A 24,782-nucleotide genomic window follows, 5' to 3' on the forward strand; every position below is an offset into this window, starting at 1 on the left:
CAATGCCCCCCCCGGACGTTATAAGAGTCGTCAGCCCCCATATGAAATTTCTGCCGTAGGCAGGTATTACTTGGGTTCATAGAGGGTTCTATCCCGCTTCGACGGATGGCTTTAAATCGGTGGTGAGCTTACCCCACTCTACTGCACCGGGGTAAGTCCAGAAAGATCAAAGCACCTAGGAGGATCTCTCGCTGGATAGTATAGACACTAACCTAGGACCGCCAAGGCTATCAGCTTAACAAATTGTGGTGTCCCACAGTAAGGCCGAGAAGTGCTAATAGTAGTGACTAATGCATCATTTTAAAAATGAGCTGCTGACCTGAAAATCCAATAATAAGGACCTCTACCCTATGAGTGGCAGGGAATGGACAGAATCTGAATGCTGGGTTTGGGAGCAAATCCGCGCGGGCAAAGAAGCAGATTTTAATGCCCGTGAAGGGAGAAATGAGCCGCTTCTAGCACCTATCGATACGTTTGGCTGGACTGACAATCGAAAGCTTAGTTCAAGATTTTTTAGTGAACTCCTTTTTACAGAATCTCTATACTCTTGTATTTCTCGCAAAGGAGTAAGAGTCATAGGGGCTTGGTTTGAGGACGGCGTAGATCTTGAATCCGGCCGTCTCAATTGCGACCTATGGCTGGACCTCTGTCGATTTGACGATTCTGCAAATTTAAACGGCGTAAGGATTGAAGGTAGCCTATCCCTGGAAGGATCATTTTTCTCTATTCCTAACAAAGGCCTAGATATAGCATACGCAAAAATTGGCGAGATCCTCACGCTTAGCAATATTAGAATTAGGGGGGAACTCAAAGGGAGAGGTGTCGAAGTTGCAAAAACCTTGTTTCTAAATGACGTTGTCTGCAACAAAGATGTTAGTTTGGATTACTGCAAGTTTGGAGAAAACCTCAAGTTAACTGGCGGGTCCTTTCACGAAAACTTAGATATCGAATCGACCGAAATTTTTGGTTCATTATTGTTGGACTGTTCTGCAAAGGTCAGGGGTTCAACCTTCATGGAGTCCATAAAAGTTACAGATAGTATCTTTATGGATGAAGCAAGCTTTAGGTCGGTTAATTTGCTAGGTGCGAAGGTTGGAAACGATATATCCCTCGAAAAATCAACAATTTCTGATGAACTGTTGATGCAATCCGTTGAAGCTCGAAATCTAATCATGGACTCCGTCATCAGCCTGGAAGTAGTTGACCTGATAAATGCCAAAATTAGAGGCAAAGTTAGGCTATCCAAAGCAATGGTTGGCGGCGAGATTTACATGGCTTTCATGGAGATCGGCGGATCTTTGCGAATGGATGAAGAGAGCAAATTTCGAAGCATCAACTTAAATAGTATAAGAATTGGAGGAGACGTTTTCCTCTCCGGGGCCGATGTGACAGGGAGTCTTTCAATCGACAGTGCCGAAATAGCAGGTAGTCTCTTTCTTGACGAAGCAGCAAACCTCAGCGATGTACACTTGGCGTCCACTAAGATTCGAGCTCAACTAAGTTTTTCCGGCTCTAGGGTTACCGGTTTTCTCAACATGAACAGCGTGGAGGTTACGGGCAGCCTAACTATGGAAGAAGGAGCCAGCTTCGGACAGGTAGAACTGATGGGAGCGCATATTGGCAGGCAGATTCGGCTGTCCGGATCGGTTTTTCGAGGTTCGTTGAGCATGGAGTCGATTGATGTAGCGGACTCAATTTTGGCTCATAATAATTGCTCATTTCGCTCAGTGATTCTTGCTTTAGCTAATGTTGGCCGGGATATACGTTTTTATGGCGCAATCATTGAGGAGGACCTAGATCTTAGCGGCGCAAACGTCAGAAGCGAACTGAGAATAGAACAAAGCGTTTTGAATGGCTCGTTGCTCGCTAAATTCGTTCGAATAGAGATGAATCTCTTTCTCTGTGGCAATGATCTTGGTTCAGTCAATCTCAGCGGCGCTCAAATTCGGGGCGAACTCTGTTTAGGAGCAAAGGTAAAACCACAAAATTTGTGGACCACTGACGAAAACCCTATCTTCAAGCTCCGGAACGCACATGTGGGTGCGTTACAAGATAGGAAAGACGGCTGGCCCGAGGTCGTTCAGCTAGAAGGCTTCGTTTACGATTGCCTCGGCGGTGGAGATGGAGAGGAAGGGTGGATATTCAAAGGCAGCGGAGGCGAGCAAGGAGACTTTAACATGTTAACTCGAGATACTGAATGGTATCTCGAGTGGCTTTCAAGAGATCCTGTCTACAGCCCTAAGCCCTACGTCCAACTTGCTGAAACCTTCAAAGCGGCTGGAGATTCAACGAAATCCAATTTAGTTCTTTATGATAGTCGTCGGCGCGAGCGAATCGAGGCCTGGAAAAGAGGCCACTATTTAAAGTGGTTCGGATCTATGTTGCTCAATATTACTATCGGATATGGCTTGGGAGCGCGCTATTTCCGTGTTTTGGTCTGGGTAATAATGTTTGCTTCAATAGGCGCGTTGTTACTTTGCCATTTTGACCATGCCGAAAATGGCCTTGCACAAGATTTTTCAGGTAGTTTTATATACAGTCTTGACATACTCCTTCCTGTCGTTGACCTGAAAAATAGTGAGGAGGTTTCGCTTTCGGGGGGAGTCGCACTCTACTTTTACTTCCAAAAACTTCTTGGTTGGATTCTTGGATCGTTTCTGGTCGCTGGCTTAGCTGGATTAACGCAGAAACAGTAGATAAGTATCCGGTTAAATGATTGGGGCAGGTCATTTGAGCCGTTTTGGCTGCGAAACGTCCAGAACGAACACATCGATTAGTCCCGTGAGCTCCGGCGGCAACTTTGCTCCGATGTTGTGTTTGAGCTCCAAGGCGCTCTCAATAGGATGTATTTTGCGACCTGCAACTTTTTCCTCCGCGCCAAACCAGATGACCAGGAAAATACCCTGTTGCTCTGCGTCGGGGTGGATAGAGTAACGTTCGTAAAGTTGGGCGGAAGCGGCGGTGTACAGTTCTTTATGCCACTGCCCTTTTACCTCTGTAACCAGTAGTCGTCTTTTACCGCCAATCAACTTGGACACCGTGAAATCACTCCGGTTTGCGTTCTTTAACTGATGTTCCGGTGTCACAGAGATATTTTGCGGCTCAAGTCTCAGATTGAGTCGTTCAGCAATTATCTCAGTAGATCGCACTTCGTCTAGTCGATCACCTTTCGCATAAAAGCGATCTGCGGAGTTGAATTCTCCACCATCTATGGCTTTCTGGAAGTCTTGGAGCTCTTGGAGCACGAGTTGACGCAGACCTTCCACCGTAACTACCTCGTCGCGGTCCAGTCGATTTACGATTTCCTGGGGCGTAGGCGGTTCGAAATCTCGCAGTGCTTTCTTCCTGACTTGACCGGCATGTATGCTCTTCAAGTCCCTGTGCAGGTCTGAAAAACGCAGATCGACAAGAAGCCGGTCGAGAACCGGAATCGCATCATCCGGATCATCTGAGCTCATTGACCAGATCACTGTGGTCAAGAAGCGGTATGCGTTTTCCTCTTTGGGGCTTTCCGTCCCCCAGTGGTTCGGCAGGTCTACCTTTGGCCATTGGCCAATGAGGGCCTCTAAAATGGCTTCAATCTTGCGTGATGCGAGCCTGGGCCAATAGGAATAATCGTTAAGGTTGATTTGCCCAGACCGCCCATGGAGAAGGAACACAGTGTTTTTATCGGCTTTGAGCCAGTCCCAGTATGTTTCGGGTGCGTCGTCAAGGAAGTACCACGCGCGCACGAGCCAGAATGTTCTCTTCTGTTCAATATCTTCACTGCCAGTCGGGTTGGGCCAGTTGGACATGAACTCTGTGCAACGCTCCGCGATGATCTTTTTAAGGTCTTCGCGATTGCCATACCGAGCAGCGACCTCGAATAACGTATCTATTGGCCCAAGAGCAAGCTCATCGAAACGCCTCAGCCATTCAACAGATAGCGCGGCGCGCGAATGACTGAAGGCCTCGTCGTAGCGTAGAAGCCCAACCTCAGGGTGAGAACATTCCGACTGGGCCAGCTGTGGCTCAACGTACTGCCGGAGAAAAGCCTCTGCACTCGCGGTATCAGGAAAGATTAGACGGTCAATTTCGGTCTTTAGCGGTTCACGGTCTTCTTCGGAAACGGCACTGTAGCCCATGCTAATGTTGGTTCTTAGCGCTTTCAGGAGCGGAAGATCGATGTCTTCCAAGTTGCCTTTAAAACGCATGATCTCCAAGCAAGCCGCATAAAGGATCGTCTCCGAGTGCTGATACTTCGAATCACACTGTAGTTTAGCGAGCCCGAGTAAATCGGGAACGTGCGGAGCGATGAAGTCGAGGCAGTTTCGTAGCGCGTTCCGAACAATCGTTTCATCGCCAAACTCGTGCTCAATTTTGTCTGGCTCCATGAGCACAAGCTCTGCAAAACGAACTAAGCAATGCCAATGACGCCCCTCTTCGACAAGCTCCCGGTTGTTTTGGACATACTTGATATTTGCTGCACGGATATTATCTTCTTTCCTGAGACGGCGCTTCACCCTTCGGGAATATCTGAAACGCATTATTCCGTGTTCTCGCTGGAATTGCGCTTCAGCACTGTTGGCTCTTGCCCATTCTCGCATGAATAAGGGTTTCTCGAGTGCTTGCTCGCGCATATGGCGCCGCAGGCTATCTGGGCCTCGACTTTCCTTGTTTCGATGGAACTTATGGTGAGCTAAAAAGCTCGCCCACAAGTCCGGGTTGTCGCTCTCAAATGCAAGATCCACTATGAATTGATAGTCATCGGTGTGAAAAGAAAGGCCAGAGTGCGAGTGCCAGTCGAACTTATCTATCTTAGTCTGAAAAATCTGGTCACGGTCAGTCAGCTTTCCGAATACATGACCAATAATTCCTTGGCGTAGTGCGTCGTCCTTTTGCAGCACTTGGACTGTCTTGCTTTGGTCAGCGGATTTGTTTTCATGGAAGTTCAGGTTTCCGATCCATCGCCAAACTCGTATTGGATCAAATGGCGGCTTGGCCAGAGCGAAGTACCGATCCAGCATGGCCCCAACGATCTTGCTTATGCCGTTTAGGCAATCGCACTCGTAAGCCTTCTTTCCGCATTTGCAGGCTAGGTCTTTGGTCAGTTCATCTAAGAGCCACTCGATAGTCGCCAAGTCCTGACCTGCGATCAAACGTTTCACGAAGTGGCGGGCACCTATTGTGCGCTCACGACGCTCTTTGTGGCCCGGGTAGAGGTTTGCACAGACCCGGAAAAAGCCTGCTCGATAGGCCCGCCCGAATGTTTCCGGGCCTAGGGTTTCGATAGCCTCAGCAGCCACCCTTAACGACGTATGGCTTGCCTCAAAAATCAGAACAGCCAAGTCAGCGTGATGGTCATGGCCTACTATTTCGAGCAAACACCTACTTGCCAACAAGCGAGTGTTCTCGCTTTCGTCCGGCGTTAAAGTAAGTTGACGCAACTCTTTTATTAACTGCTTGATTGCTGGCGACCCCGCCAAAAGTTCAAGGACCAGATTGCGCAAGTGTCCATCACCGCCAGTAACGAGAAGAGGTTTAATCTCGCCCACAACGTCTTGGGTGAAGAAGCCCGCAACACTGAACCTGCGCCAGAAATCCCCTCTTCGGAAGTGAGGGTCTTTGGCCTCAATTTCTTTCAATCGATATACAAGTAGGCGCTTTGACGAACGTTCAAGCTGGGAAGGGTCGCCGTTCGCAAGCACTGCGTATGGGTCAAGTTCGATTGCAGCTCTTTCTACAGGCATATTGCCTAGCGATGCCATCCAGCCCAGCAGCCCCCGGAGTTCATCTCGCACTGTGGAGTTCGGGGCGATAATAGGCATGCACTTAGGCAGAGTTAGAGGGTCCGCCGGGTCTGCTATCCGCTTGGTAAGATAGCCTGCTGCACAGTATTCGGCGACGATTTTGTGAACCGGGCGATGTTGATCCGCGCTGTCGCCGGGCTTAAAAAGTCGAGTTGCCAGAATTCCATCAGCCAATGTGTCGCTGCTAAACAGTGACACCAGCAAAGGATACATCCGGTCTTCAGTGGCTTCGCTCGTACCAACGCCTTCAGAACCGGACAACAAGAGTTTGGCGAAAACTTCCGACGAGAGATCGACTTTTTGAGTGGTCGAAAGTGGCGGATTGGTTCTGACTACATTGGTGTTCGCTTCCTTCGCTAGGCGTTCGACCGCTTGTGCGAAGATTGATCGTTTGTCGGTGAAACGTCTTTCGCTCTCGATATAAGCGTCAGCAAAAAGTTTCAGAAACTGGGGGTTTGGGAGAAGCGCGTCTAAATCAAATCGAGAAACTTCGGTTTGGAAAACTGCGAAGTCCTCTCCTTCCAGGTGATGTTCAAAAATCGCCCGCTGTTCCGCCTCATCAAACTCGCATAGTCTAACGACCAGAGGTGGGCACCCGAGAAAGTCTTTGAATGCATTCGTAGTAGCGTTGTCCCACTCACTGGAACGACTCGACAAATAAACGTGGGTCGGGTTGGCCGCCTCAACCTGGGTCAAAAGTTTATAGATGCCGGAAGCGTCCACTTTTGCCAGCTCATCGAATGCGTCTATCACTAGGGGCGTATACTTTGATTCTGCTCCTACGTATCCGAATTTACTCGCTGTAACGACTTTTGTGCCCAACTTTTGGGCAAGGCTCCCCATGAGTTCGGTTTTCCCACCGCCGGGTTCAGCCAGAATGACAACGTAATTCGAAGCAGCCAGCAGCTCTGCCTCCGTGTATATCTTGTCATTGCTCGATAGTCTGCGTGGAAGGTAGAAAGGCGAACTCATAAGCGCAAATTATTATGTGTTGAACCGCACCAGATCGGAGATACTCCGGAGACAATTTTTCTAGGTCAGGCAGCGTCAACTGCCCCATCCTGTTGGTGATAGTACGCGATTTCTCGTTTAGTTGGGGTAAACTTCCTGCCGAATATGGCATGGGCAATCGCTGAGCCAGTCAGTCCCATCCAGAATGGTATCCACCCTGCCCTCGTTCTTGATTCAGCCAGATCTGGAAATAGCCAGGCCAATGGCCCCCCCACCCCACCTGATTCGTTGCAAAGAATTTTTAATATGGGATCAGAAGTGGCCATAGAGGCATTGAAGCAGTACCAGGGCCCGTACACGCTAGAAAGCTTCGATGAAAGGATCCCTGCAACCCCAACAGGTGGAAAATTCTAATCATCAGTGCAATCACAACAAGGGTGTTTACAGTGACAAGAAACGCTAATCTGCGTATCCTTGTTATTACAATGTAGGTACAGAAGCCAGCAATTTCCAACATACGATGATCATGATTAAGGGGGCTCGCATGAGCAACCAGAGCAAAAAGCAGGGCAAGACCGGGCAACACAAAAGACACTCAAGCCCGACTCACCGGAGCCACCGGGGCGCCCGGGTAAAGGGTGGGTCAATGGGATTTCAGGCAGGCGGTTCCTGGTCGTCACGCAGCCTTGGGGTGAGTGATCGCAGGCTGGTGCAGGCGGTGACCAAAGATGAAGCGTTCAATGTCCGCACGACGGTTGAGGTGCGGGATCGCGCCCAGGCGGTCTTCGAGGAACTTGGTCTGTCATTATCTGGCGCGGTGAACCTGCTGATGGCACGGCTGATCAGCACCCGACGACTCCCATTTATACCGGAGCCGCTTACAGAAGCTGATGGCTCACCGGCACTGGCTGAGGCGGGCCAGGCCACAGCAGTCCGTATCCGTGTGGATGCAACACTCAAGCACCAGGTGACGGTGTTGCTTCAGGCGATGGGGTTTAACCCAACGGTCATCGTCAATGCCTTTTTACGGACGGTCGCGGCGCAACGAGATATCCCCTTTGACTATCGCGCCCCCAATGAAGAAACCCGGCGTGCAATGGCCGAACTGGATCAGGGGCAGGGCGAGAGGTTCGATTCTGTGGATGCTCTGTTCAGCGATCTGGAGGATTGATGCTGGCGCTCAAGCAAGGGAGTCGATTCAAAAAAGATATGAAGGCGTGTCGGAAGCAAGAGCTAGACTTGCAACAACTCAAGGATGTTATCGAGACACTCCAGAAAGGGGAGCCGCTAGAAGATAAACATCGGGATCATGGTCTTTCCGGGCACTGGAATGGCTGGCGGGATTGCCATATTGCACCCGACTGGGTGTTGATCTATCGGGTGGAGGGAGACGAACTCGAGCTTGCCCGAACCGGATCACACGCGAAGCTGTTCGGATAACCAGATCAAAACATCATTCTGCACCCTGCTACCTTTTTTGTCCGTGTAAAGTTCAAATCGATGGTTGAAGTCGGCATCTTGCCAGATGATGTTTTAGTGGTGATCTAAGCACGCATTGAGTCAAAGGGAGGCTGATATCTAGCGATGGAAACGCTTAAAGAATTCGAGCTTTGTCACCCCTGTGTGGACCTACATAAGATCCCGCATTTATACCGATTCAAGAGCATCAAGGGAGCGGAGGATTCACACCTTGAAGATTTTTTTGTCCACGGAAAGCTTTATCATCCATTACCCACTCAATTAAACGATCCTTTCGAGTGCAAACTGACCTGCCCCCAGTGTTTAATCCAACTGCTCCCTAGTAATGTCCGTTACTTTTGAATCTGTTTTTCCAAGTCGGAGAGCGGAGGCAAATTCCAGGGGTGTCTGATACCCCAGGGATGAATGCGGACGCTGCTCATTGTAGTCCAATCGCCAGTTACTGATTTTCTCCCGGGCATGAGCAAGGTCCCGGAACCAGTGTTCATTCAGGCACTCATCCCGGAATTTTCCGTTAAAGCTCTCGACGTAACCATTCTGCATCGGCTTTCCGGGCTGAATCAGCTTCAGTTCAACGCCATGGCGGTATGCCCATTGATCGAGCGCTCTGCCAGTGAATTCCGGCCCCTGGTCGGTTCTAACGGCCTTCGGGTAGCCTCGGAAGGCCGCTATACCATCCAAGGTGCGGGCGACCTGTTCACCTGAAATGCCCATGGCCACGGGAATGTCGAGGCACTCCTTCGTGAAGTCATCCACAATCGTCAGGCATTTGATCCTGCGGCCGTTGGCCAAGGAATCCATCACAAAGTCCATGGACCACGTGTGGTTCGGCGCACCAGGCAACACCAATGGCTGCCGTTCGACCATCACACCTTTACGGCGCTTGCGTTTGCGGACGGCCAGGCCGGCCTCTCGGTAAAGTCGATAAACCTTCTTGTGATTCACCTCAGCACCCTCACGACGCAGCAACTGGTGAACACGCCGGTACCCGAACCGGCGGCGCTCGAACGCAATGGCTTTGATGCGCTCTGTCAGCTCACGCTCCTCTGGAGAGCGCTGAGACTGATATCGCATCGTTGCGCGGGATAACCCGACGAGTGAACAGGCTTTGCGCTCGGATATCGTCGTCTCCGACAGCATGGTGCGCACAGCCTCGCGCTTGTTCCCGACGGTTAGTACTTTCGGTTGAGGGCGGCCTTCAGGGCTTCTGTATCCAGCATGGACTCGGCCAGCAACTTCTTGAGCCGGGCGTTCTCTTCCTCAAGGGCTTTCAGGCGACGGGCTTCTGAGACTTCCAGGCCGCCATACTTCTTGCGCCAGGTGTAGAAGGTGGCATCCGAGATGTTGTACTTCCGGCACAGCTCTTTGACCGGAAGGCCGGCCTCGGCTTCCTTGAGAATGGGAATGATCTGTTCTTCGGTGAATCGCTTCTTCATGTTCATCGTCCTCTCTGGTGATGAACATTACTAAGATCAGGATGGATTAGAAAGTTGGGTGCAGGTCATGTACGGCCCTCCTCCGCCTCAGAGGCCAGGGAGCTTCGGAAATATCTCGCCAAACAGCTCCGCAGTCACCAAGGCATGCCCTGGAAGCAAGCTAAGGAACAGGCGAAATTGATGATGACCGATCAGAATCGAACGATCGAAATGTTTAGGAGAGCAGCTGCAACAACCTACGGTCGAGCTCGACTATGCAGTTTCACCACTTCGAAAGAAAACCTCTTGTTCTGGTCACACTATGGAGACTCACACCAAGGCATGTGTCTTGAGTTTGATTCAGCTGGTGGCCCGATGCGAAATGCCCGACAGGTAAAATACGACGATTATTATCCGAATGTTGATGTTCCACAACCAGCCGATGAACGCGCTGCAAAACCGGCTTTGGTTAAGTCGCGGAACTGGAAATATGAAAGCGAGTATCGTAGCTTCATCATCCCTGACATTACAGAGGACGAATCCAAATGGATTCGATTCATCGAGCTGGCACCATCAAGTCTCACAGGCATCTATTTCGGAGCCTGTGCTCAGGATAAAGACAAAGATCGAATTTTGGACCTGGTGGAACGTGGAATCTTTGATCCAAGGATCTACGATGCGGAATTAAGTGAGTCGACCTTTTTTCTCAAGTTTAAAGAAAGAACTTGTGCATGATTTTCTGAATCGAAGAAGGTGTTCATCGAGGACCCAACTTTTTCAGCGGTGAAGACTAGGCTATCGGGATCAACAGAGACATATTGGACAGGTCACGAATCCCTCCAGGGGCGATGAACGGACGTCCTGATTTTTTGTTTATTGTCACTCGGGGTTGGCTGCTTATGACGATTCCTCCTATGCTCTAATCATAGGTTAGGAGCGTCATGCGTATCGGGGGAAGTCCATCGCCCACATACTAGTACCTCCTAAGCTACAAGACACTGGAAATCCAGACTGGTGGAGAATGTGCGTTTTATTGGAGGAAGTGTATGACCAACAAAAATGCAGTTCTTATTAATCCCACCGATACAGTGGTTTCGCTCGGGGATCTCGCTTACGCTGGAACGCTTCTCATGGATTCTAGGCCTCCCGAGCATCGTTTAATTATGGCGCTTGCGAGCTTATCCCATTTGTTGACCGCTGTTGTTCTCTCGGAACGTATCCTCGTCATTGGCCACGAGGACAACATGACTGAGGCCCCAAGTTCCTTGATGTACTCATTATTAAAGAAGCATTGCAGAGTGCTGAATATTTCCTTAACAGATGAGGCACTTACAGCAGGTGCAGCAGTCTGGAATGATCCTGTTAAAGAGTTTGGGACAAGAACCTGTGCTGTGGCATTCGAGTCAGAACACCTGTTAGTTACGGGGCGGCCATTACCAGAACCAACCCGAATGTTCATAAGTGATCTATTGGATGCTCCGGGACTGTCTTCTTTGGCCTTTGACGCTCTGCCTCTGTTTCAAGGTGTCAGGGCTACTCTAGCAGAGTATTCGATATCACAGGCGTTATCGCTGCCATTCGCGCCGAATCCCGTACTTTCCGTACCAATTTTGCTTAACGAGTTACGAGCAAATACCGCGAAAGAGGACCTTGTACGTTTAGTCGACGAAATGCGCCATGAGACCGCAACGTTGTACGATCAAAGCCGAGCAGGCGCGACTTTGGATCTTCATCGAAATGCGAACATCTACTGTCTACGGCTACCTGCGATACTAATGTCGATAATAAACCAGTCAAAGAGTCTTCCCGATGCGGTGAAGATAGCTGCCGACATTAGCAATACGAGTGAGGCGGCGGCTTTCCGAAATTGGTGCAAGAATATGGAGACACTTGCTGACCCTAAGACGTATGTCGAACGCCTCCAGGCGGCGAGGATGACCTTGGAGCGCCTGGGACGCACTATCGATACGGGTGCTGGATCGGAACTTACGGTGACTGCCGGACCACTCAGTACACAGCTGCCTGTTCCTTCAATAAAACGGGCAGTCCATTGGGCGAACGTGGATATCCGATTCGTGAAGCCACGACGTTTTCTTCTAAACATGCTTTCGCAAGCACGGCAAATGAATTCTGTCGATGAAAAGCTAGCAAACATTCTTGGTGTAGATAGGCGCTCGGCGTTAAATGCGGCCGCGCTTTTCGTGAAAAGTTCCAAAGAGATCTTGGATGCCAATGTTAAGCGAATCCATTAAAGCTTGAACATTAATGGGTTCCTCGGATTTTCAGTATCCGTCAAGAATTAGCCGCTGAGTATCGTGTGGTGGTCAACTAGCCCTAGACAGCACTTCGAACTGGGTTTTTCCAACTCGGGGGGGGTGGACTTAGATACGAGGTCAGGGTCACTTATCAAGTTCACCTATAAACTGTCACCAATTCCTTAGACACGCCCAATTGTACCTTCTTTTAGAAGTGTCGGCAGTGATTGGATAGAACTCGCCCCGTTGACTGCGATGTCCGTAAAATTCGGCTCCTGTGACCTGCGCCGGACGACAAATTTAGTACTTTGTGTGGAAACTGAAAGCAACTCGATATTCTAGAATTTACTTTAAGTTTGTTTAGCACTTTGCGTGGAATCTCATGGGTAAGTCTCTGAAATGCGGTTTCAGAAGTTTAGTACTTTTCTTGGTCGTCCACACTTACGCTAAATTGAGTTCATACTAGGCGTTGAAAGCATTGGCATCAGGCAAGGCGTAATGCCAATGCACCCACAACTAAAGGTGGACAGATCCCATGAGTAAGAGTCAGGACAGAAAAAAAGACATTAAAAAGAAACCGCTTTTAACCCCCAAGGAAAAGAAAAAGGAGAAGAACGCAAAGAAAAATGAAACCGATGTACTGGGACATTGATTTCAGGAGCCGCTGAAAGCGCCTGGATCAGGGGCGCGATCACGATGAGCAGCTAAGGTGCGACGCCCCGCCAACACCAAAGAGCTCCAGCGGCTTCAGCCTATAGTATTTTCTATCTACGGCCTCTGATTGCTCGGCGTACGGCTGCGTCATCACGTCCTGCAGTTCTCGCAGCAAAGCGTAATTACCCTCTGCCGCTTGCTGATAGGCGGGCACAACGAACCACTCTCTCAAGCTGTACTTCGGGTTAACGAGCTTCATCTGACTGGAAAGCTCCTCACGCGTGCCAGGCTGAATGAGCGATTGCCAATTTGTGAGCCACGCTGACCAACGCTTGTCTAGCCCTTCGGGATCAGCAGCATAGCTCGGGCCTTTGTAGAAGCTCTTCTTGAGTGGCTCAATGTCATCTGGCAACGAGGAGAGTTCCCGGAAGAACATCGTGTAGTCAACAGACGTTTGCATCATCAGCGTTGCCAGCTCGCGGAATAAAGCCGCGTCAAACGCGTCGAGTCCGAGTTTGGCCGCCCACATCGTCTCCATTTGCGCCTGCATAACCTTTGGGAAATCACTTTGAATGTCCTTCAGCTGCTGTAGACACTCTGGATGCCCTGCCAACAAAGGCCGAACCGCCGAACAGAACGAGTAGAAATTGCGTTCGGCTGCTGCTGGTTGGTTGAGGAACGCGAAGTGATTTCCCCCGCCCGTCCATGGCTGGTACTGCGGATCAAACACATCGCAGAACCCGAAGGGTCCATAGTCGAGCGTGAAGCCGCCCGCGGCACAGTTGTCGCTGTTGAAGTTACCCTGGCAGTAGCCAACACGGATCCAGTTGGCGACAAGCGAGGTCAGTCGTCTGCGGAACTCATGTGCGATCGACACCACTTTTTCAGCTGTGGTCCGCGACCGATCGATAACGTCATCGTACTCGCGATCAATCAGGTGCAACACGATCCTCTCGAGCTCCTCCATCGCCTGCGGGTGTTCCTGCTTGCGGGCACGACGACTAAAGAGCTCCAGCTGCCCTACCCGAATGAACGAAGGTGCAACACGTGTCGAGATGGCCACTGGCTCGGATACGAGAATATCGGGATCTACCGAGCGTGAACCCTCCGAATACCAGGGGCGCCTGACTTTCTCGGTTGTCGACACGTACAGACTCAGAGACCGTGACGTGGGCACGCCCAGCGCGTGCATATGCTCTTGGGCCAGGAACTCCCGCACACTGGAACGCAGAACTGCCCGGCCGTCTGCGCCGCGGCAGTAGGGCGTGCGTCCTGCCCCTTTTAACTGCATTTCCCAGCGCTGCTTGTTGATGACAGCCTCGAGCACGGAAATCGCGCGGCCGTCGCCGTAGCCATTGCCAGTCTGGAACGGGCATTGTTGGTAGAATTCGGTGCCGTAGATGGAAAGTGCGTAGCCACACGCCCACCCCACGTGGCGCAGGGGCTCCGGAACCTGGGACAAATCGCCGGAGAACATACGGACGAAGTCGCTGGACTGCGCCAAGCTGTCGTCGAAACCCAGCTCGTGAAACAGGTTTTTGCCGTGCGCGACGTATTCTGGGTTTTCGATAGACGTGGGCTTGACCGTAACATAGTGGCCCGAGAAGACTTGCCGTGGCGCGTGGTCAGCTCCGTTTGCTTTCCCCTCAGGGTCGCAGTTGAGCGTGTCCATGAGTGAATAGTCTGCCAGCGGTGCGAGATCGTCGAGAGTCGCGACCGTCGTGGACATTTCCAAATGATGTCGCGTTATCATAATAGGCACTCCTCTTTGTCTATCATACACTTCTAATTCACGGATACAGTTTCAGGGACGACATTGAACCATGTGTAAACAGCGTTTTCGTTACTCTGCCAGCATTCTCAAAACCAGCCATTTGTTTGCAACCATCGGAGGCTTGCTGACGATTTTGCTCGGAAGTCTGCTGCTATTGGAACTGCCTAACGTTGGTGAACTGGATTTCAGCCAACTATACCTGGACGAACACGGTAACGTGCCTTTCGAACTGCACCTAATGGCATTGTGTCTGCTGCTGGGTTGCGTGGTGGCGTATGTTAATCGCCAGGTTCGGTTGGAATTGGACGGCGAGAATCTCACAATTCATATCCCGCGGTTGACCGGCCTCGGGCTCATGGGATTCACCACCGGAGACCACCGCATTCCGCTAAACGCGATCCGGAAGATTGAGTTGGCCCCGGTTACGGGGTTCCGGAATATGGCGCAGGCGCTTCAGCAGTCAAAACTTAGCCTCGTTACTGATAGGCAGACCTATCGGTTGCAGCCGTACCATTTTTTAAGAGAGGGCCACCCGGATCACCGCATAGGCATCGGTAGCGCGTTTGGAAAACCCAAGTCGAAGGTGGAAACCCTCATTAATGAGGCGCCTCTTGTCCGTGCCCTGTCCGGGGTCATCGACCATGTGGACTTTACGTCAACCCCAACTGACCGAACCGGGCCATTGGCAAAGCACTTCAACCTATTGAAACACAAAGGCATGGTGCTGCAGTTAGTTCTGCTGGCCGCGCTCGGCACCTATGCCCTTGTTGATTACGTCATGCTCACCAACTACAACATTATTGGTGAACTGCCACTTTGGCCCTTTGTTTCGACGGGCTTGCTGGCCGGTGTTTTGGGTATCCGGCTGGGGAACGGTGCTCCCCAAGCAGAGCGCATCGGCCTTGCTGGCCTGCTCTGTGTCATCGCCATGGCGGCCACCTATCCTGGCCTGCAGCGATACACGTTGGTGGTGTCGTCCGAACCACATTCCGTTGCCTACGACAGCACTGAAACTGGCTACTTTGAACATTCCCATTACCCTGCGATCGACCAACGGGAAAGCAATATCCCAGAATATTGGCAGAGCCTTCCCTCAGGAGAGAGTTACACCTTCTTGTTGCATGAATCGGGGTTGGGGTTTGTGCTCATCGATATGGCGACCGTTTATGAGAAAAGCCGTGAATTTTATCGGACGGATGGCCGCTAACCACCTTGAAATCGAGTCTCAGACCATCACAGTGGAGTATTGAGGTAGCCATTTCCTCAACGAAGGAGAAACGCTATGAAGAGCATTAGCCGTGACGACCTCAAACAAATGAACGAGACTGAGCATGAAGATTTTGTGCTCATCAATGTCCTGCCGAGGAACGCCTTCAACCGAGAGCATATCCGCACATCCATCAACGTTCCTGTGGAGGAACCGTCCTTTCTGGAGCAGGTAGAGGCCGTTGCCGGCAGTAAGGACCGGAAGCTCGTCGTTTACTGCGCGAATTTCGACTGTGATGCTTCTCCCAAGGCAGCCAAGAAGCTCGAAGATGCCGGCTTTACGGAAGTCTACGACTATGAAGGCGGCACCGAGGACTGGTTTAGCCGGAAACGTGCCGCTTGACTGGTTGCAGTAGTGAGGGATGAATCTCAAGGGCTGCTCAACAGGGGCAGCCTTTTTTATGACATACGCACATGCTTCGGCCTAATCCGACGGTGAGATTCGGATGTTGTCGTACAGAAAATCCAGGAAAACCCGAACCCGGCCCGGCATCAAACGGCCCTGCCCCAGAAAAACCGCGTGGACTTCTTCTCGGTCTCCGGGGTTGTGCTCCTCCATAACCGGAACAAGTCTTCCCTGGCGGATGTCTTCATCAACCAGGAAACGGGTCAAACGTGCGAGGCCTACACCCTCCATGGCCATTTTGCGCATGGTTTCACCATCGCTGACTAGCAAACTCCCCTGTGGAGCGAGTTCAGTTTGCTCTCCATCGAAAGTCAGGGGCCAGGTTGCTGTATGCCTGGAAAAATTGAAACCCAGACGATTGTGGGTCCGCAATTCTTCCAGAGTGACCGGAACACCACGCCGTTCAAGGTATTCCGGTGCTCCCACTATCACCATTCGGGTTTCACCCAGCTTACGGGCTACCAAGTTGGAATTACCGAGAGGACCATTTCGGATAGCCACATCAGTATGCTCAGCCAGCAGGTTGACCACCTGATCCGTCAACGATAGCTCCAGTGTAATACCGGGGTACCGTGCCAGAAACTTCGTCACTATCGGTATCAAGAAACCGTGGCCGACAGGGAAACTGGCGGTAATCCTCAAGTGCCCGGTAGGCTCTACCGAACTGCTTGCTCCCTGTTCCGCCTCCTCCAGGTCACTAAGAATGTGGCGGCAACGTTCGTAGAACCATCGGCCCTCCGCCGTCAACTGCATTTGCCGAGTGGAGCGATGAATCAGCTTGGTTCCCAGCCTTTTCTCCAGGCGCGTGATTGCTTTGCTGGCGGCCGAGGGAGTCAGTCGGCAGACCCGTGCGGCCTTCGAAAAACTGCCCTGCTCTACCACAGTGCTGAAGATTTCCATTGCGGCCAGGCGATTTGTGGAGGATTGAGGCATGGTGAAGTCAATTCACAAATATTATGAAGATAGGATGTCTATATCATAAATATAAGTGCCTGTATCGTCGAGTTACTGATGAGATGAGAGGAGGATTCTATGGAATATCGGCAACTGGGCGCTTCTGGCTTGAAAGTGCCCGCATTGAGCTTTGGAGCAGGTACGTTTGGTGGACGGGGCCCTCTGTTTAGCGCCTGGGGCAAGATCGAGAGTAATGAGGCACGCCGCATGGTGGATATCTGCCTCGATGCTGGCGTCACCCTATTTGATACTGCGGATGTCTACTCAGACGGCGCCTCCGAAGAGGTGCTCGGGAAAGCTATACAGGGAAAACGACAGCAACTGATGATCTCCACCAAGACGACCTTACCCATGGGAGATGGTCCCCATGATGGCGGCTCGTCAAGAGAGCGATTGATCCGTTCATGTGAAGCGTCGCTACGGCGTCTGAACACGGACCATATCGACCTGTATTATTTGCATGCATTTGATGCCCGTACCCCGGTGGAAGAAGTATTGAGCACGCTCGATATGCTCGTTAGACAAGGGAAGGTCCGCTATGTGGGCGTCTCCAATTTCTCCGGCTGGCAGGTTATGAAATCTTTGTCAGTGGCTGACCGATATGGTTACCCCCGTTACATTACGAACCAAACCTATTATTCCCTTGTAGGCCGGGATTACGAATGGGAACTCATGCCCCTGGGGCAGGATCAGGGGCTGGGCGCTGCTGTCTGGAGCCCATTGGCCTGGGGACGCCTGACCGGAAAGGTCCGCAGGGGGCAGCCGTGGCCGGCGAACAGCCGCTTGCATGAGACGGCACAGTTTGCGCCCCCGGTAGATGATGAACACCTGTACCGGGTTGTCGAAGTGATGGAGGACATCGCGGCGGAAACCCAAAAGACTGTGCCACAGATCGCCATAAACTGGCTGTTGCAAAGACCCACCGTGGCCACTGTGGTCATGGGTGCACGCAATGAGTCTCAGCTTCGCCAGAATCTGGGAGCCGTTGGATGGAATCTGAGTCAGGAGCAGATGGCCCGGCTTGACCAAGTCAGTTCGGTGACGCCGCCTTATCCCTATTACCCTTATCGAACGCAGGAGGGGTTTGCCCGTGTGAATCCACCTTTGGTGTAGCCTCTGAATAGCCTGCTGCGAATGCGATAACCACGAAACCTTTATCGTTGAGAGACTGATTTAACCATCAAGGGATCTGTTATCGACCTTCGCATGCAATTCACAAAGCAAAGCATGACTTTCCTGAAGGCGCAGGATTTTATCAGCTACAAGTGCCATCTGCTCTTTCAGGATGTCTGTCAATTCATCGCAGGGCTCAAACTCCCCACGCGTATCAAGCGCACAGGGCAGAAATTTTTGGATCACGGGCAGCGTCATTCCGGATGCGCCCAGCATTTTTATGCGCTCTACTGTGTCTCGATCAGCCGAGCCATAGTCCCGATACCCGCCGCTTGTCCTGGCCGGCGCCAGCAACCCTTCAGCTTCATAATACCGTAGCATACGGACACTGACCCCCGTTTCCTTCGCTAGCGCTCCAATCTTCATAAATACCTCTTGACCCTGACATCGCTGTCATAGTTTAGGGTCTATCTACCAAGTTCACCAGGTAACCTATGAGGAGCACAGAGATGTCGAAGACGACACCCTATAGAACAATGATTGATGGACACGAAGCGCTAATGTCAGACCTCTCCAGCCTCGCCTTTTCAGGGTTTGCACATTTTACCGCAATGCAGGTTCGTGACGGGGCGATACGAGGGCTTGATCTTCACCTGCAACGTCTGCGTTTGGCTTCAATGGAAATGTACGGGCAGGCAAATTCCGATGATGAGGTAAGAGCATATTTTCGCTCTGCAATTGAGTGCGGGCCTGTAAATCTATCGCTGACGGCAACTGTTTTCTCACGAAGTGGGGAGTTCACCCCAGTAGGTGCATTTAACGACCCTGGAATACTTATTCGCACCTCGCCGGCCGCCCAAGGCCCTACCGGGCCTCTGCGGCTGGATGCTGTTACACATGAGCGCCTTTTACCATCAATCAAGCATGTAGGCGAAGCGACGAAAACTTATTATCTCCGGAAGGCAGTCGAGAAAGGGTTTGATGATGCGGCTTTTGTGGACAAACGTGGCCATATCAGCGAAGCAACCATCTGGAATCTGGCTTTCTGGGACGGCCACACTGTTGTATGGCCCAAGGCTGAGTTGCTTAATGGGATCACTATGCAGATTGTTAAGCGGCAATTGGAAGCACTTGGAGCCCCTCAGCGTGAGGAGTATTTGACATTGGAGGCGGTTCAAGAGTTATCAGGTGGAGTCGTCATGAATTCCTGGACCCCGGGTATTCCCGTCAGCGGGATTGGTGAAACAACCTTACCGGTTTCAGACAGATTCGGTGACTTGCTTCATCAAGCTTACCAAATGGAGCCGGAGGTACTCATCTAGTTCCTACTGGCTTTGGTGGCTCTGAACCCATCATCGGGTGTGATGTTCTGTATATCCCAATGCAATTTTTTCTGCAGCTGGGAAACAGAGAGAATTTCAATCAAGCCAATGAGGTGACGTTGTCTAATCTAATTCTCTTAAAAGGTGGAATATCACATGAACGCAATCAACAAGTTCTTTCTCGTTTTTTCTGTACTCGCTTTCTCTGCATTTGCGCAAGCCGAAGGTGTTAGCCAGGGAGATATCGAGCGCGGCAATAATCCTGCAGTTGAAACTGTCGAACTGGGTACTAGCAACTAAGCCGCCCAACACGACAATGGGCGGTCCTGGTGGCCGCCCATGAATTTTTGATACAAAGCCCTCCTTCTTCGATACAATTTCCGCATTTCCCGGTCCAGCCCTTGCAGTCAACCCTCTAGCGCTGTTTTAGCCTTGATTACCCATTGACTCAATAAAGGCGTCCACCTCCGACTGCGTGCGTGTGGGCCATGTTGGGCTCCTGAGGTTTTCATGAATCTGTTTCCCCATTTACTACCAGTAACTATTTAGGCTCTAGTGTTACGTCTTGTCGTCACTATTCAATACTGAATAGAGGCCGCCTTTAGAGTTTTTGATTTCCTCAGCCTCGGAGCCTCTTGGGTTTTCATTCATGCCTGCAGTTAAAGAACCAACCACGATCAGAATGCTGGCTCCTACCACTGCAACAGTCGCCTCGCCGAACCCGGCCGCGATTAGCAGTACCACCGAAATCAAAGGCGCACTGTAGGCCAGGGTTCCGAGCAGTTGGATGTTTCCGTGTTTTACCCCGTAATCCCAGGTAAAGAACGCGATGCCCACCGGGCCAAGCCCCAGCCCTATCACGCCTACCCACTGGCTCCCGTTACTTGGCCAGACTGTGGGCTCCCACATCAGGTGGCAAACCCACGCCAACACCGCAGTCACCCCGCAGAACCAGCCAACGGCATCTGTGGGCACGGATTTAACCAGCCGACTCAGCACCGAATAGGAAGACCACATCAGCGCGCAGGCAAATGCGACCAGGTATCCGTCCAGGTTCTCCGCGCTGAAACCGCTGATGTTTCGGCCGATCAGCAACCAACACCCGACCAGGGCCATAACCGCGCCCGCAATGTGCTGTGGGCGCAGGGATTCGCCGGGTAACAGTGCAGAAAACAGCACTATGAACAGGGGCCAAAGATAGGCCAAAAGGCTCACTTCGACAGCCGGTGCCAGAGTCATCGCTTTAAAATAGGCAAAGTGATACCCGAATAGGCCAATCACGCCAATGCACCAGGCAAACGCCGACTGGCGTGCGAATCGGATTCCCGTGTGCCCTGCTCGCAACCAGCGCGCCAACATCAGGAGAAACGCGATGGTGAACGTCATTGCCATGAGCTGGAACTCCGGAATGTGGCCGCCAGTCAGTTTGGTCAATAAAGCCAGCGTGCCCCACAGAAGTACCGATATTGAGCCAATCCAGGTGGCTGTTGCGGTTGTCATTGTTTCCTCTCCCAATCACGAATGAGTGAACTCAAAGAGAAGAAGCATAAGGGGCAGTACCCGGTGCCGACTTTCGGAATTCGGATGGGTTATTTCGAGAATCTGCGGAAATAACTGGGCGAGTGCCCAAAGTGCTGAGAAAAACGATCACTAAAGGCTGACAGCGAACTGTAGCCGACGGCATCGGCAATACTCTGGATGGACAGCTCACCCTGTTCGAGCAGTTGCCAGGATGACTGCATGCGGAGTTCCGTGAGGTAATGGTGAGGAGTGAGACCGACCTGCTCCCGGAACAGCTCGTTTAGCTGCCGCGGGCTAAGGTGTGAAATAGAGGCCAACTGGCTGACGGTGATTTTCCGGCCGTAGTTTTCATCAATAAACCGCTTGGCGGTTTCTACCCGCCGGTCCAGTCTCAGTTTGTCGCCAAAACGTTCCTGCAGTAACTGAATCAGCAACAACAGCATCTGGTGCTGGGTTCGAGAGGAATCCCCGCCCTGTTTCAACTGGGAATGCAAAAACGTAACGTACTGCTCGAGGCCAGCGTCCAAGTGCACAAAACAGGGCAATTTTTCCAACATCGGCGCCAGCGCCGCCGGGATATCCGCAACCACGAAGCGGTTGGCATCCGCAGCCGCAAAATCGTGATCGTGGCCGGCGGCGATGATCGCGGCTTTGCCACTGCTCACCTCCCCGGCTTTGCTGTCGACAGACAGCGATAGCGTCCCAACGAGCGGCAACACCAGTTGATGGTGATCATGGGCATGTTTCTGCCCATGGTCACTATAGCTCTTCAGCTTGAGGTTTGGTCTGGCGTTCGACATGTTATTCACGACCCACTCCCTAGAGCAGGCCATTATAACCAGAATACCGGTTACTCGAACCCTTCCAGCACTATCTTGCCCACGGCCGTACCGGACTCCAACTCCGAATGCGCCGCACGCAGGTTTTCAGCGTTGATTACCCCGAGATTCTTGCCTGCGGTGGTACGAATGTGGCCCTGATCCACAAGACTCGCTACCGTCTCAAGAAGTTCGTGCTGCACCTGCATGTCATCGGCGTTGTGCATGGACCGGGCGAACATGAATTCGATGTGTAGGGACAGGCTTTTCGGTTTGATTTTCATCACCTCCAGAGACGCGGGGTCGTCAATCATAGCAATCCTGCCGAACGGCCTCAGCGCTGCTACATAATCATCGAAGTACTGGTCGGTGGCGTTCAGGCTGGCCACGTGAGTGATCGGGGCAATTTTGCCCTCGGACACCAGTTGTTCGATTTGAGGCAGCAGTGGCTCGCGGTGATTCACGACGGAATCCGCGCCTAGCGATTCGACCCATTGCCGGGACTCGGGCCGGGATGCGGTGGCCACCACGGTGGCACCGGTCAGCGTTTTTGCCAACTGAATCAGGATCGAGCCGACACCGCCGGCTGCACCAACCACCAGTATCACGTCGTCGGTTGGACTGATTTCCTCTGGGGGCTGCTGTTCAAGACCCAGGTGGTCGAAGAGCATTTCCCAGGCGGTTATAGTGGTCAGAGGCAGTGCTGCCGCCTCTGCGTCGTTCAGGCTGGCGGGTTTGCGGCCCACAATGCGCTCGTCCACGATCTGATACTCGGCATTGCTACCCTGCCGTGTAACATCGCCAGCGTAGTAAACCTGGTCGCCTGGCTCGAACAATGATGCGGCCTCTCCCGTTGCAACGACTTCCCCTACGGCATCCCAGCCCAGCACCTTGGTCTCACCAGGCTCCGCTGCAGCCCGTTGACGTACTTTGAAATCAACAGGATTGACGCCGATGGCTCTGACGCGAACCAAGAGGTCCCTTCCCTCGGCCGCCGGCTGAGGTAGTTCCACGTCTTGAAGGGATTTAGGGTCATCAATGGGTAAAGATTCAGTGTATCCAACCGCTTTCATGTTTCTCTCCAGTGTGAGTTGGTAGTGGCAAGCAGTGTGATCCCTCTTTACACTAAGAAAAACAGCTTAATCCCATAAACATAATCAAATAATTTTTGAAAATGAACTTTGACGATCTGACCGTTGTGCTTAAAGTGGCCGAATTCCGCAACATCACCGCGGCTGCCACCAGCCTGGATATGCGCGCTGCGACGGCGAGCGCCGCCGTAAAACGTGTGGAGCATGAGTTAGGGGTAGAGCTGTTTGTCCGCTCTACCCGTCAGTTGCGGCTCTCGGCCGCCGGGGAGAAATACCTGCCCCAATGCCGGCAGGCGCTGACACTGATGGATGAGGCCCGACAGAATATTCGCTTTGGCACAGAGACAGTGGCGGGAGAAATTCGGCTATCGGTGTCATCCGATCTGGGTAGAAATCGCGTCGTGCCCTGGATCGACCAATTGATGACATCTCACCCCGGGCTGAGTTTGCGGGTACAGATCACCGACAGCAATGTGGACTTTTTTCGGGATTCGGTTGATATGGCCCTACGGTATGGCTCACCCAGTGACGCCAACCTGTACGGGTTCAAAATCTGTGATGTCCCCCGACTGCTCTGCGCAACACCCGATTACCTGAACCAACAGGGTACCCCCATTCATCCACACGACCTGGCGGGCCACAACGGGCTTTTCTATCAGTTGCAGGACATTCCCTACGACTTGTGGACCTTCAAACGGGATGGTGAGGAATACCGGGTGAAAATGAAAGGCAATCGGGCGTCCAACGACGGCGATCTCGTTCGGCGCTGGTGCATCGCCGGGCATGGTATGGCGGTCAAATCCTGCCTCGATATATCCGATGATCTGCTGTCCGGCCGGGTGATGAACGTCATGCCCGACTATACGCCACCGGTGTCAGAGCTGTGGCTGATCTGCCCGACGCGACAATCCATCACACCTGCCATGCGCCTGCTGAGGGACCACCTCAAACAGCAGTGTCAAAGCCTTATAAACGCGATGACTACACGCGGCATACTGCCTAGCCATGATTAGACCGCCTTCAGGTGCCGGCCACAGGGCGAATTGGTCATGATGTCGTGCCAGCGAGCCTGGAGCAGTCTTTCGATATGATTCCTGATCCAGATAATCCCCGGTTCTCTATCATGGCGTGCGTGCCAGATGAGGTAGAGGCTGGTTGGGTCCACATCGAAGGGTAGCTCCCCCATCCATAACCCATCGACGAACCCGCAGTCCTGGCTGATCAACTCAGGAACGGCCGCGATGAGATTGGACTCCCTTAACACTTGAGGAACGGACGCAAAATGGTTCATTGTTGCGGCGATACGCCTGCTCTGCCCTTTTTGATCAAGATAACTGTCAACAGAACCGTGGGCGTCGCCCGACATGGTAACCAACAGATGGCGGGCTTCCAGAAACTCTTCCATGGTGATTTGCCGGCCTGCCAGCGGGTGGTCTGCCCGCATTGCGAGAACAAATCCGCTATCAAGAAGCCAGGTACTCCGCAAACTGTAATCGTGCTGGTTAAGCACGCCAATCGCGAGGTCAACGTGAGCTGATCTCAGGTCGTCGTAGCTCCCTTCAGGTGTATAGGGAACGGCGTGTACGTCCACGCCCGGCGCCTCACGCTCAAGCAAGTCAATAAGCTGACGCCAGATCATCTCGACGATGACGTCGGTTACTGCAATGCGAAACGTCCGCCGGGCGGAGGCCGGGTCAAACTGCGTAGCGCTGACGGCGTTTGTCAGCGCGAACATAGGGTCACCCACCTGATCCCATAGACTGAGCGCATAGGAGGTGGGTTCGATGTTGCGCCCCTTTCGCACAAAGAGCGGATCATTCCAGATCTGGCGCATCCTGGAAATCGCATTTGATACCGCAGGCTGTGTCATGGCCAGGCGATCCGCCGCACGAGTCACTGAACGCTCCGTCATAATGGCATCGAAGATGTACAGCAACTGGAGCTCTTGAGTTTTCATAGTAAGTTCTCGGCGTA

Annotated in this window: 20 protein-coding genes; 11 read left to right on the forward strand and 9 right to left on the reverse strand. The window is 52.1% G+C overall.

What is annotated here, in order from left to right:
• Positions 1 to 350 precede the first annotated feature (350 nt).
• Positions 351 to 2,696 carry a pentapeptide repeat-containing protein gene (locus MDG893_RS02730; RefSeq protein WP_007152186.1) on the forward strand — a complete coding sequence of 782 codons (2,346 nt, stop codon included), beginning with the start codon at positions 351 to 353 and terminating at the stop codon, positions 2,694 to 2,696.
• A gap of 30 nt (positions 2,697 to 2,726) precedes the next feature.
• Here MDG893_RS02730 and MDG893_RS02735 read toward each other — a convergent pair whose 3' ends face one another.
• Positions 2,727 to 6,761 (reverse strand): NACHT domain-containing protein, encoded by a 4,035-nt coding sequence (locus tag MDG893_RS02735; RefSeq protein WP_007152187.1) that lies wholly within the window; start codon positions 6,759 to 6,761, stop codon positions 2,727 to 2,729.
• A gap of 523 nt (positions 6,762 to 7,284) precedes the next feature.
• On the opposite strand from MDG893_RS02735, the gene MDG893_RS20425 reads away from it, so the two are divergent.
• Positions 7,285 to 7,911 carry a type II toxin-antitoxin system RelB/DinJ family antitoxin gene (locus MDG893_RS20425; RefSeq protein WP_167319383.1) on the forward strand — a complete coding sequence of 209 codons (627 nt, stop codon included), beginning with the start codon at positions 7,285 to 7,287 and terminating at the stop codon, positions 7,909 to 7,911.
• Positions 7,911 to 8,180, forward strand: a complete 270-nt coding sequence (locus MDG893_RS02745) for a type II toxin-antitoxin system YafQ family toxin (RefSeq protein WP_007152189.1) — start codon at positions 7,911 to 7,913, stop codon at positions 8,178 to 8,180. Before MDG893_RS20425 ends, MDG893_RS02745 begins: the two co-directional genes overlap by 1 nt.
• 342 nt (positions 8,181 to 8,522) lie before the next feature.
• On the opposite strand, the gene MDG893_RS02750 is transcribed toward MDG893_RS02745, so the two are convergent.
• Positions 8,523 to 9,655 (reverse strand): IS3 family transposase gene (locus tag MDG893_RS02750; RefSeq protein WP_085985277.1). Its coding sequence is split into 2 segments (ribosomal slippage): positions 8,523 to 9,397 and positions 9,397 to 9,655, totalling 1,134 coding nucleotides; the frame shifts between segments, so codons are not numbered across the junction.
• 180 nt (positions 9,656 to 9,835) lie between these two features.
• Here MDG893_RS02750 and MDG893_RS20600 point away from each other — a divergent pair.
• Positions 9,836 to 10,369 carry a DUF2971 domain-containing protein gene (locus tag MDG893_RS20600; RefSeq protein WP_157132740.1) on the forward strand — a complete coding sequence of 178 codons (534 nt, stop codon included), beginning with the start codon at positions 9,836 to 9,838 and terminating at the stop codon, positions 10,367 to 10,369.
• A gap of 311 nt (positions 10,370 to 10,680) precedes the next feature.
• On the forward strand, positions 10,681 to 11,886 hold the full coding sequence (locus MDG893_RS02765) for a hypothetical protein (RefSeq protein WP_007152193.1): 1,206 nt from the start codon (positions 10,681 to 10,683) through the stop codon (positions 11,884 to 11,886).
• A gap of 694 nt (positions 11,887 to 12,580) precedes the next feature.
• Here MDG893_RS02765 and MDG893_RS02770 read toward each other — a convergent pair.
• Positions 12,581 to 14,296 carry a protein adenylyltransferase SelO gene (locus MDG893_RS02770; RefSeq protein ID WP_007152195.1) on the reverse strand — a complete coding sequence of 572 codons (1,716 nt, stop codon included), beginning with the start codon at positions 14,294 to 14,296 and terminating at the stop codon, positions 12,581 to 12,583.
• A gap of 70 nt (positions 14,297 to 14,366) precedes the next feature.
• Here MDG893_RS02770 and MDG893_RS02775 point away from each other — a divergent pair, with 70 nt between their 5' ends.
• Both MDG893_RS02775 and MDG893_RS02780 read left to right on the forward strand, forming a co-directional pair.
• The gene (locus MDG893_RS02775) at positions 14,367 to 15,524 is read left to right on the forward strand and encodes a hypothetical protein (RefSeq protein ID WP_007152196.1); all 1,158 of its coding nucleotides are present in this window, start codon (positions 14,367 to 14,369) and stop codon (positions 15,522 to 15,524) included.
• A gap of 75 nt (positions 15,525 to 15,599) precedes the next feature.
• Positions 15,600 to 15,926: a rhodanese-like domain-containing protein gene (locus MDG893_RS02780; protein WP_007152197.1), complete on the forward strand. Its 327-nt coding sequence runs from the start codon at positions 15,600 to 15,602 to the stop codon at positions 15,924 to 15,926.
• An 81-nt stretch (positions 15,927 to 16,007) separates the two neighbouring features.
• On the opposite strand, the gene MDG893_RS02785 is transcribed toward MDG893_RS02780, so the two are convergent.
• Positions 16,008 to 16,922: a LysR family transcriptional regulator gene (locus MDG893_RS02785; RefSeq protein WP_007152198.1), complete on the reverse strand. Its 915-nt coding sequence runs from the start codon at positions 16,920 to 16,922 to the stop codon at positions 16,008 to 16,010.
• Between the two features lie 99 nt (positions 16,923 to 17,021).
• On the opposite strand from MDG893_RS02785, the gene MDG893_RS02790 reads away from it, so the two are divergent.
• Positions 17,022 to 18,056, forward strand: a complete 1,035-nt coding sequence (locus MDG893_RS02790; RefSeq protein WP_007152199.1) for an aldo/keto reductase — start codon at positions 17,022 to 17,024, stop codon at positions 18,054 to 18,056.
• A 60-nt stretch (positions 18,057 to 18,116) separates the two neighbouring features.
• Here MDG893_RS02790 and MDG893_RS02795 read toward each other — a convergent pair whose 3' ends face one another.
• Positions 18,117 to 18,482, reverse strand: a complete 366-nt coding sequence (locus MDG893_RS02795) for a MerR family transcriptional regulator (RefSeq protein ID WP_007152200.1) — start codon at positions 18,480 to 18,482, stop codon at positions 18,117 to 18,119.
• Between the two features lie 83 nt (positions 18,483 to 18,565).
• On the opposite strand from MDG893_RS02795, the gene MDG893_RS02800 reads away from it, so the two are divergent.
• Positions 18,566 to 19,378, forward strand: coding sequence for an aminotransferase class IV family protein (locus MDG893_RS02800; protein WP_007152201.1), 813 nt, complete (start codon positions 18,566 to 18,568; stop codon positions 19,376 to 19,378).
• Between the two features lie 156 nt (positions 19,379 to 19,534).
• A complete protein-coding gene (locus tag MDG893_RS21025; RefSeq protein ID WP_007152202.1) occupies positions 19,535 to 19,678 on the forward strand; it encodes a hypothetical protein in 144 nt (47 codons plus the stop codon).
• Between the two features lie 258 nt (positions 19,679 to 19,936).
• Here the strand turns inward: MDG893_RS21025 and yddG are convergent, their stop codons facing one another.
• The 3 genes from yddG to MDG893_RS02815 all read right to left on the reverse strand — a co-directional run bounded on the left by yddG (position 19,937) and on the right by MDG893_RS02815 (position 22,790).
• The gene (yddG, locus tag MDG893_RS02805) at positions 19,937 to 20,878 is read right to left on the reverse strand and encodes an aromatic amino acid exporter YddG (protein ID WP_007152203.1); all 942 of its coding nucleotides are present in this window, start codon (positions 20,876 to 20,878) and stop codon (positions 19,937 to 19,939) included.
• Positions 20,879 to 20,967: 89 nt separating this feature from the next.
• The gene (locus MDG893_RS02810; protein WP_007152204.1) at positions 20,968 to 21,699 is read right to left on the reverse strand and encodes a helix-turn-helix domain-containing protein; all 732 of its coding nucleotides are present in this window, start codon (positions 21,697 to 21,699) and stop codon (positions 20,968 to 20,970) included.
• A 50-nt stretch (positions 21,700 to 21,749) separates the two neighbouring features.
• A complete protein-coding gene (locus tag MDG893_RS02815; RefSeq protein WP_007152205.1) occupies positions 21,750 to 22,790 on the reverse strand; it encodes a zinc-binding alcohol dehydrogenase family protein in 1,041 nt (346 codons plus the stop codon).
• A 101-nt stretch (positions 22,791 to 22,891) separates the two neighbouring features.
• Here MDG893_RS02815 and MDG893_RS02820 point away from each other — a divergent pair, with 101 nt between their 5' ends.
• Positions 22,892 to 23,821: a LysR family transcriptional regulator gene (locus MDG893_RS02820; RefSeq protein ID WP_007152206.1), complete on the forward strand. Its 930-nt coding sequence runs from the start codon at positions 22,892 to 22,894 to the stop codon at positions 23,819 to 23,821.
• Here MDG893_RS02820 and MDG893_RS02825 read toward each other — a convergent pair.
• Positions 23,818 to 24,765, reverse strand: coding sequence for a LysR family transcriptional regulator (locus tag MDG893_RS02825; protein WP_007152207.1), 948 nt, complete (start codon positions 24,763 to 24,765; stop codon positions 23,818 to 23,820). The genes MDG893_RS02820 and MDG893_RS02825 overlap by 4 nt on opposite strands.
• Between the last annotated feature and the right edge of the window lie 17 nt (positions 24,766 to 24,782).

The sequence above is a fragment of the Marinobacter algicola DG893 genome, assembly GCF_000170835.1.
In the GTDB taxonomy this organism is placed as follows: domain Bacteria; phylum Pseudomonadota; class Gammaproteobacteria; order Pseudomonadales; family Oleiphilaceae; genus Marinobacter; species Marinobacter algicola.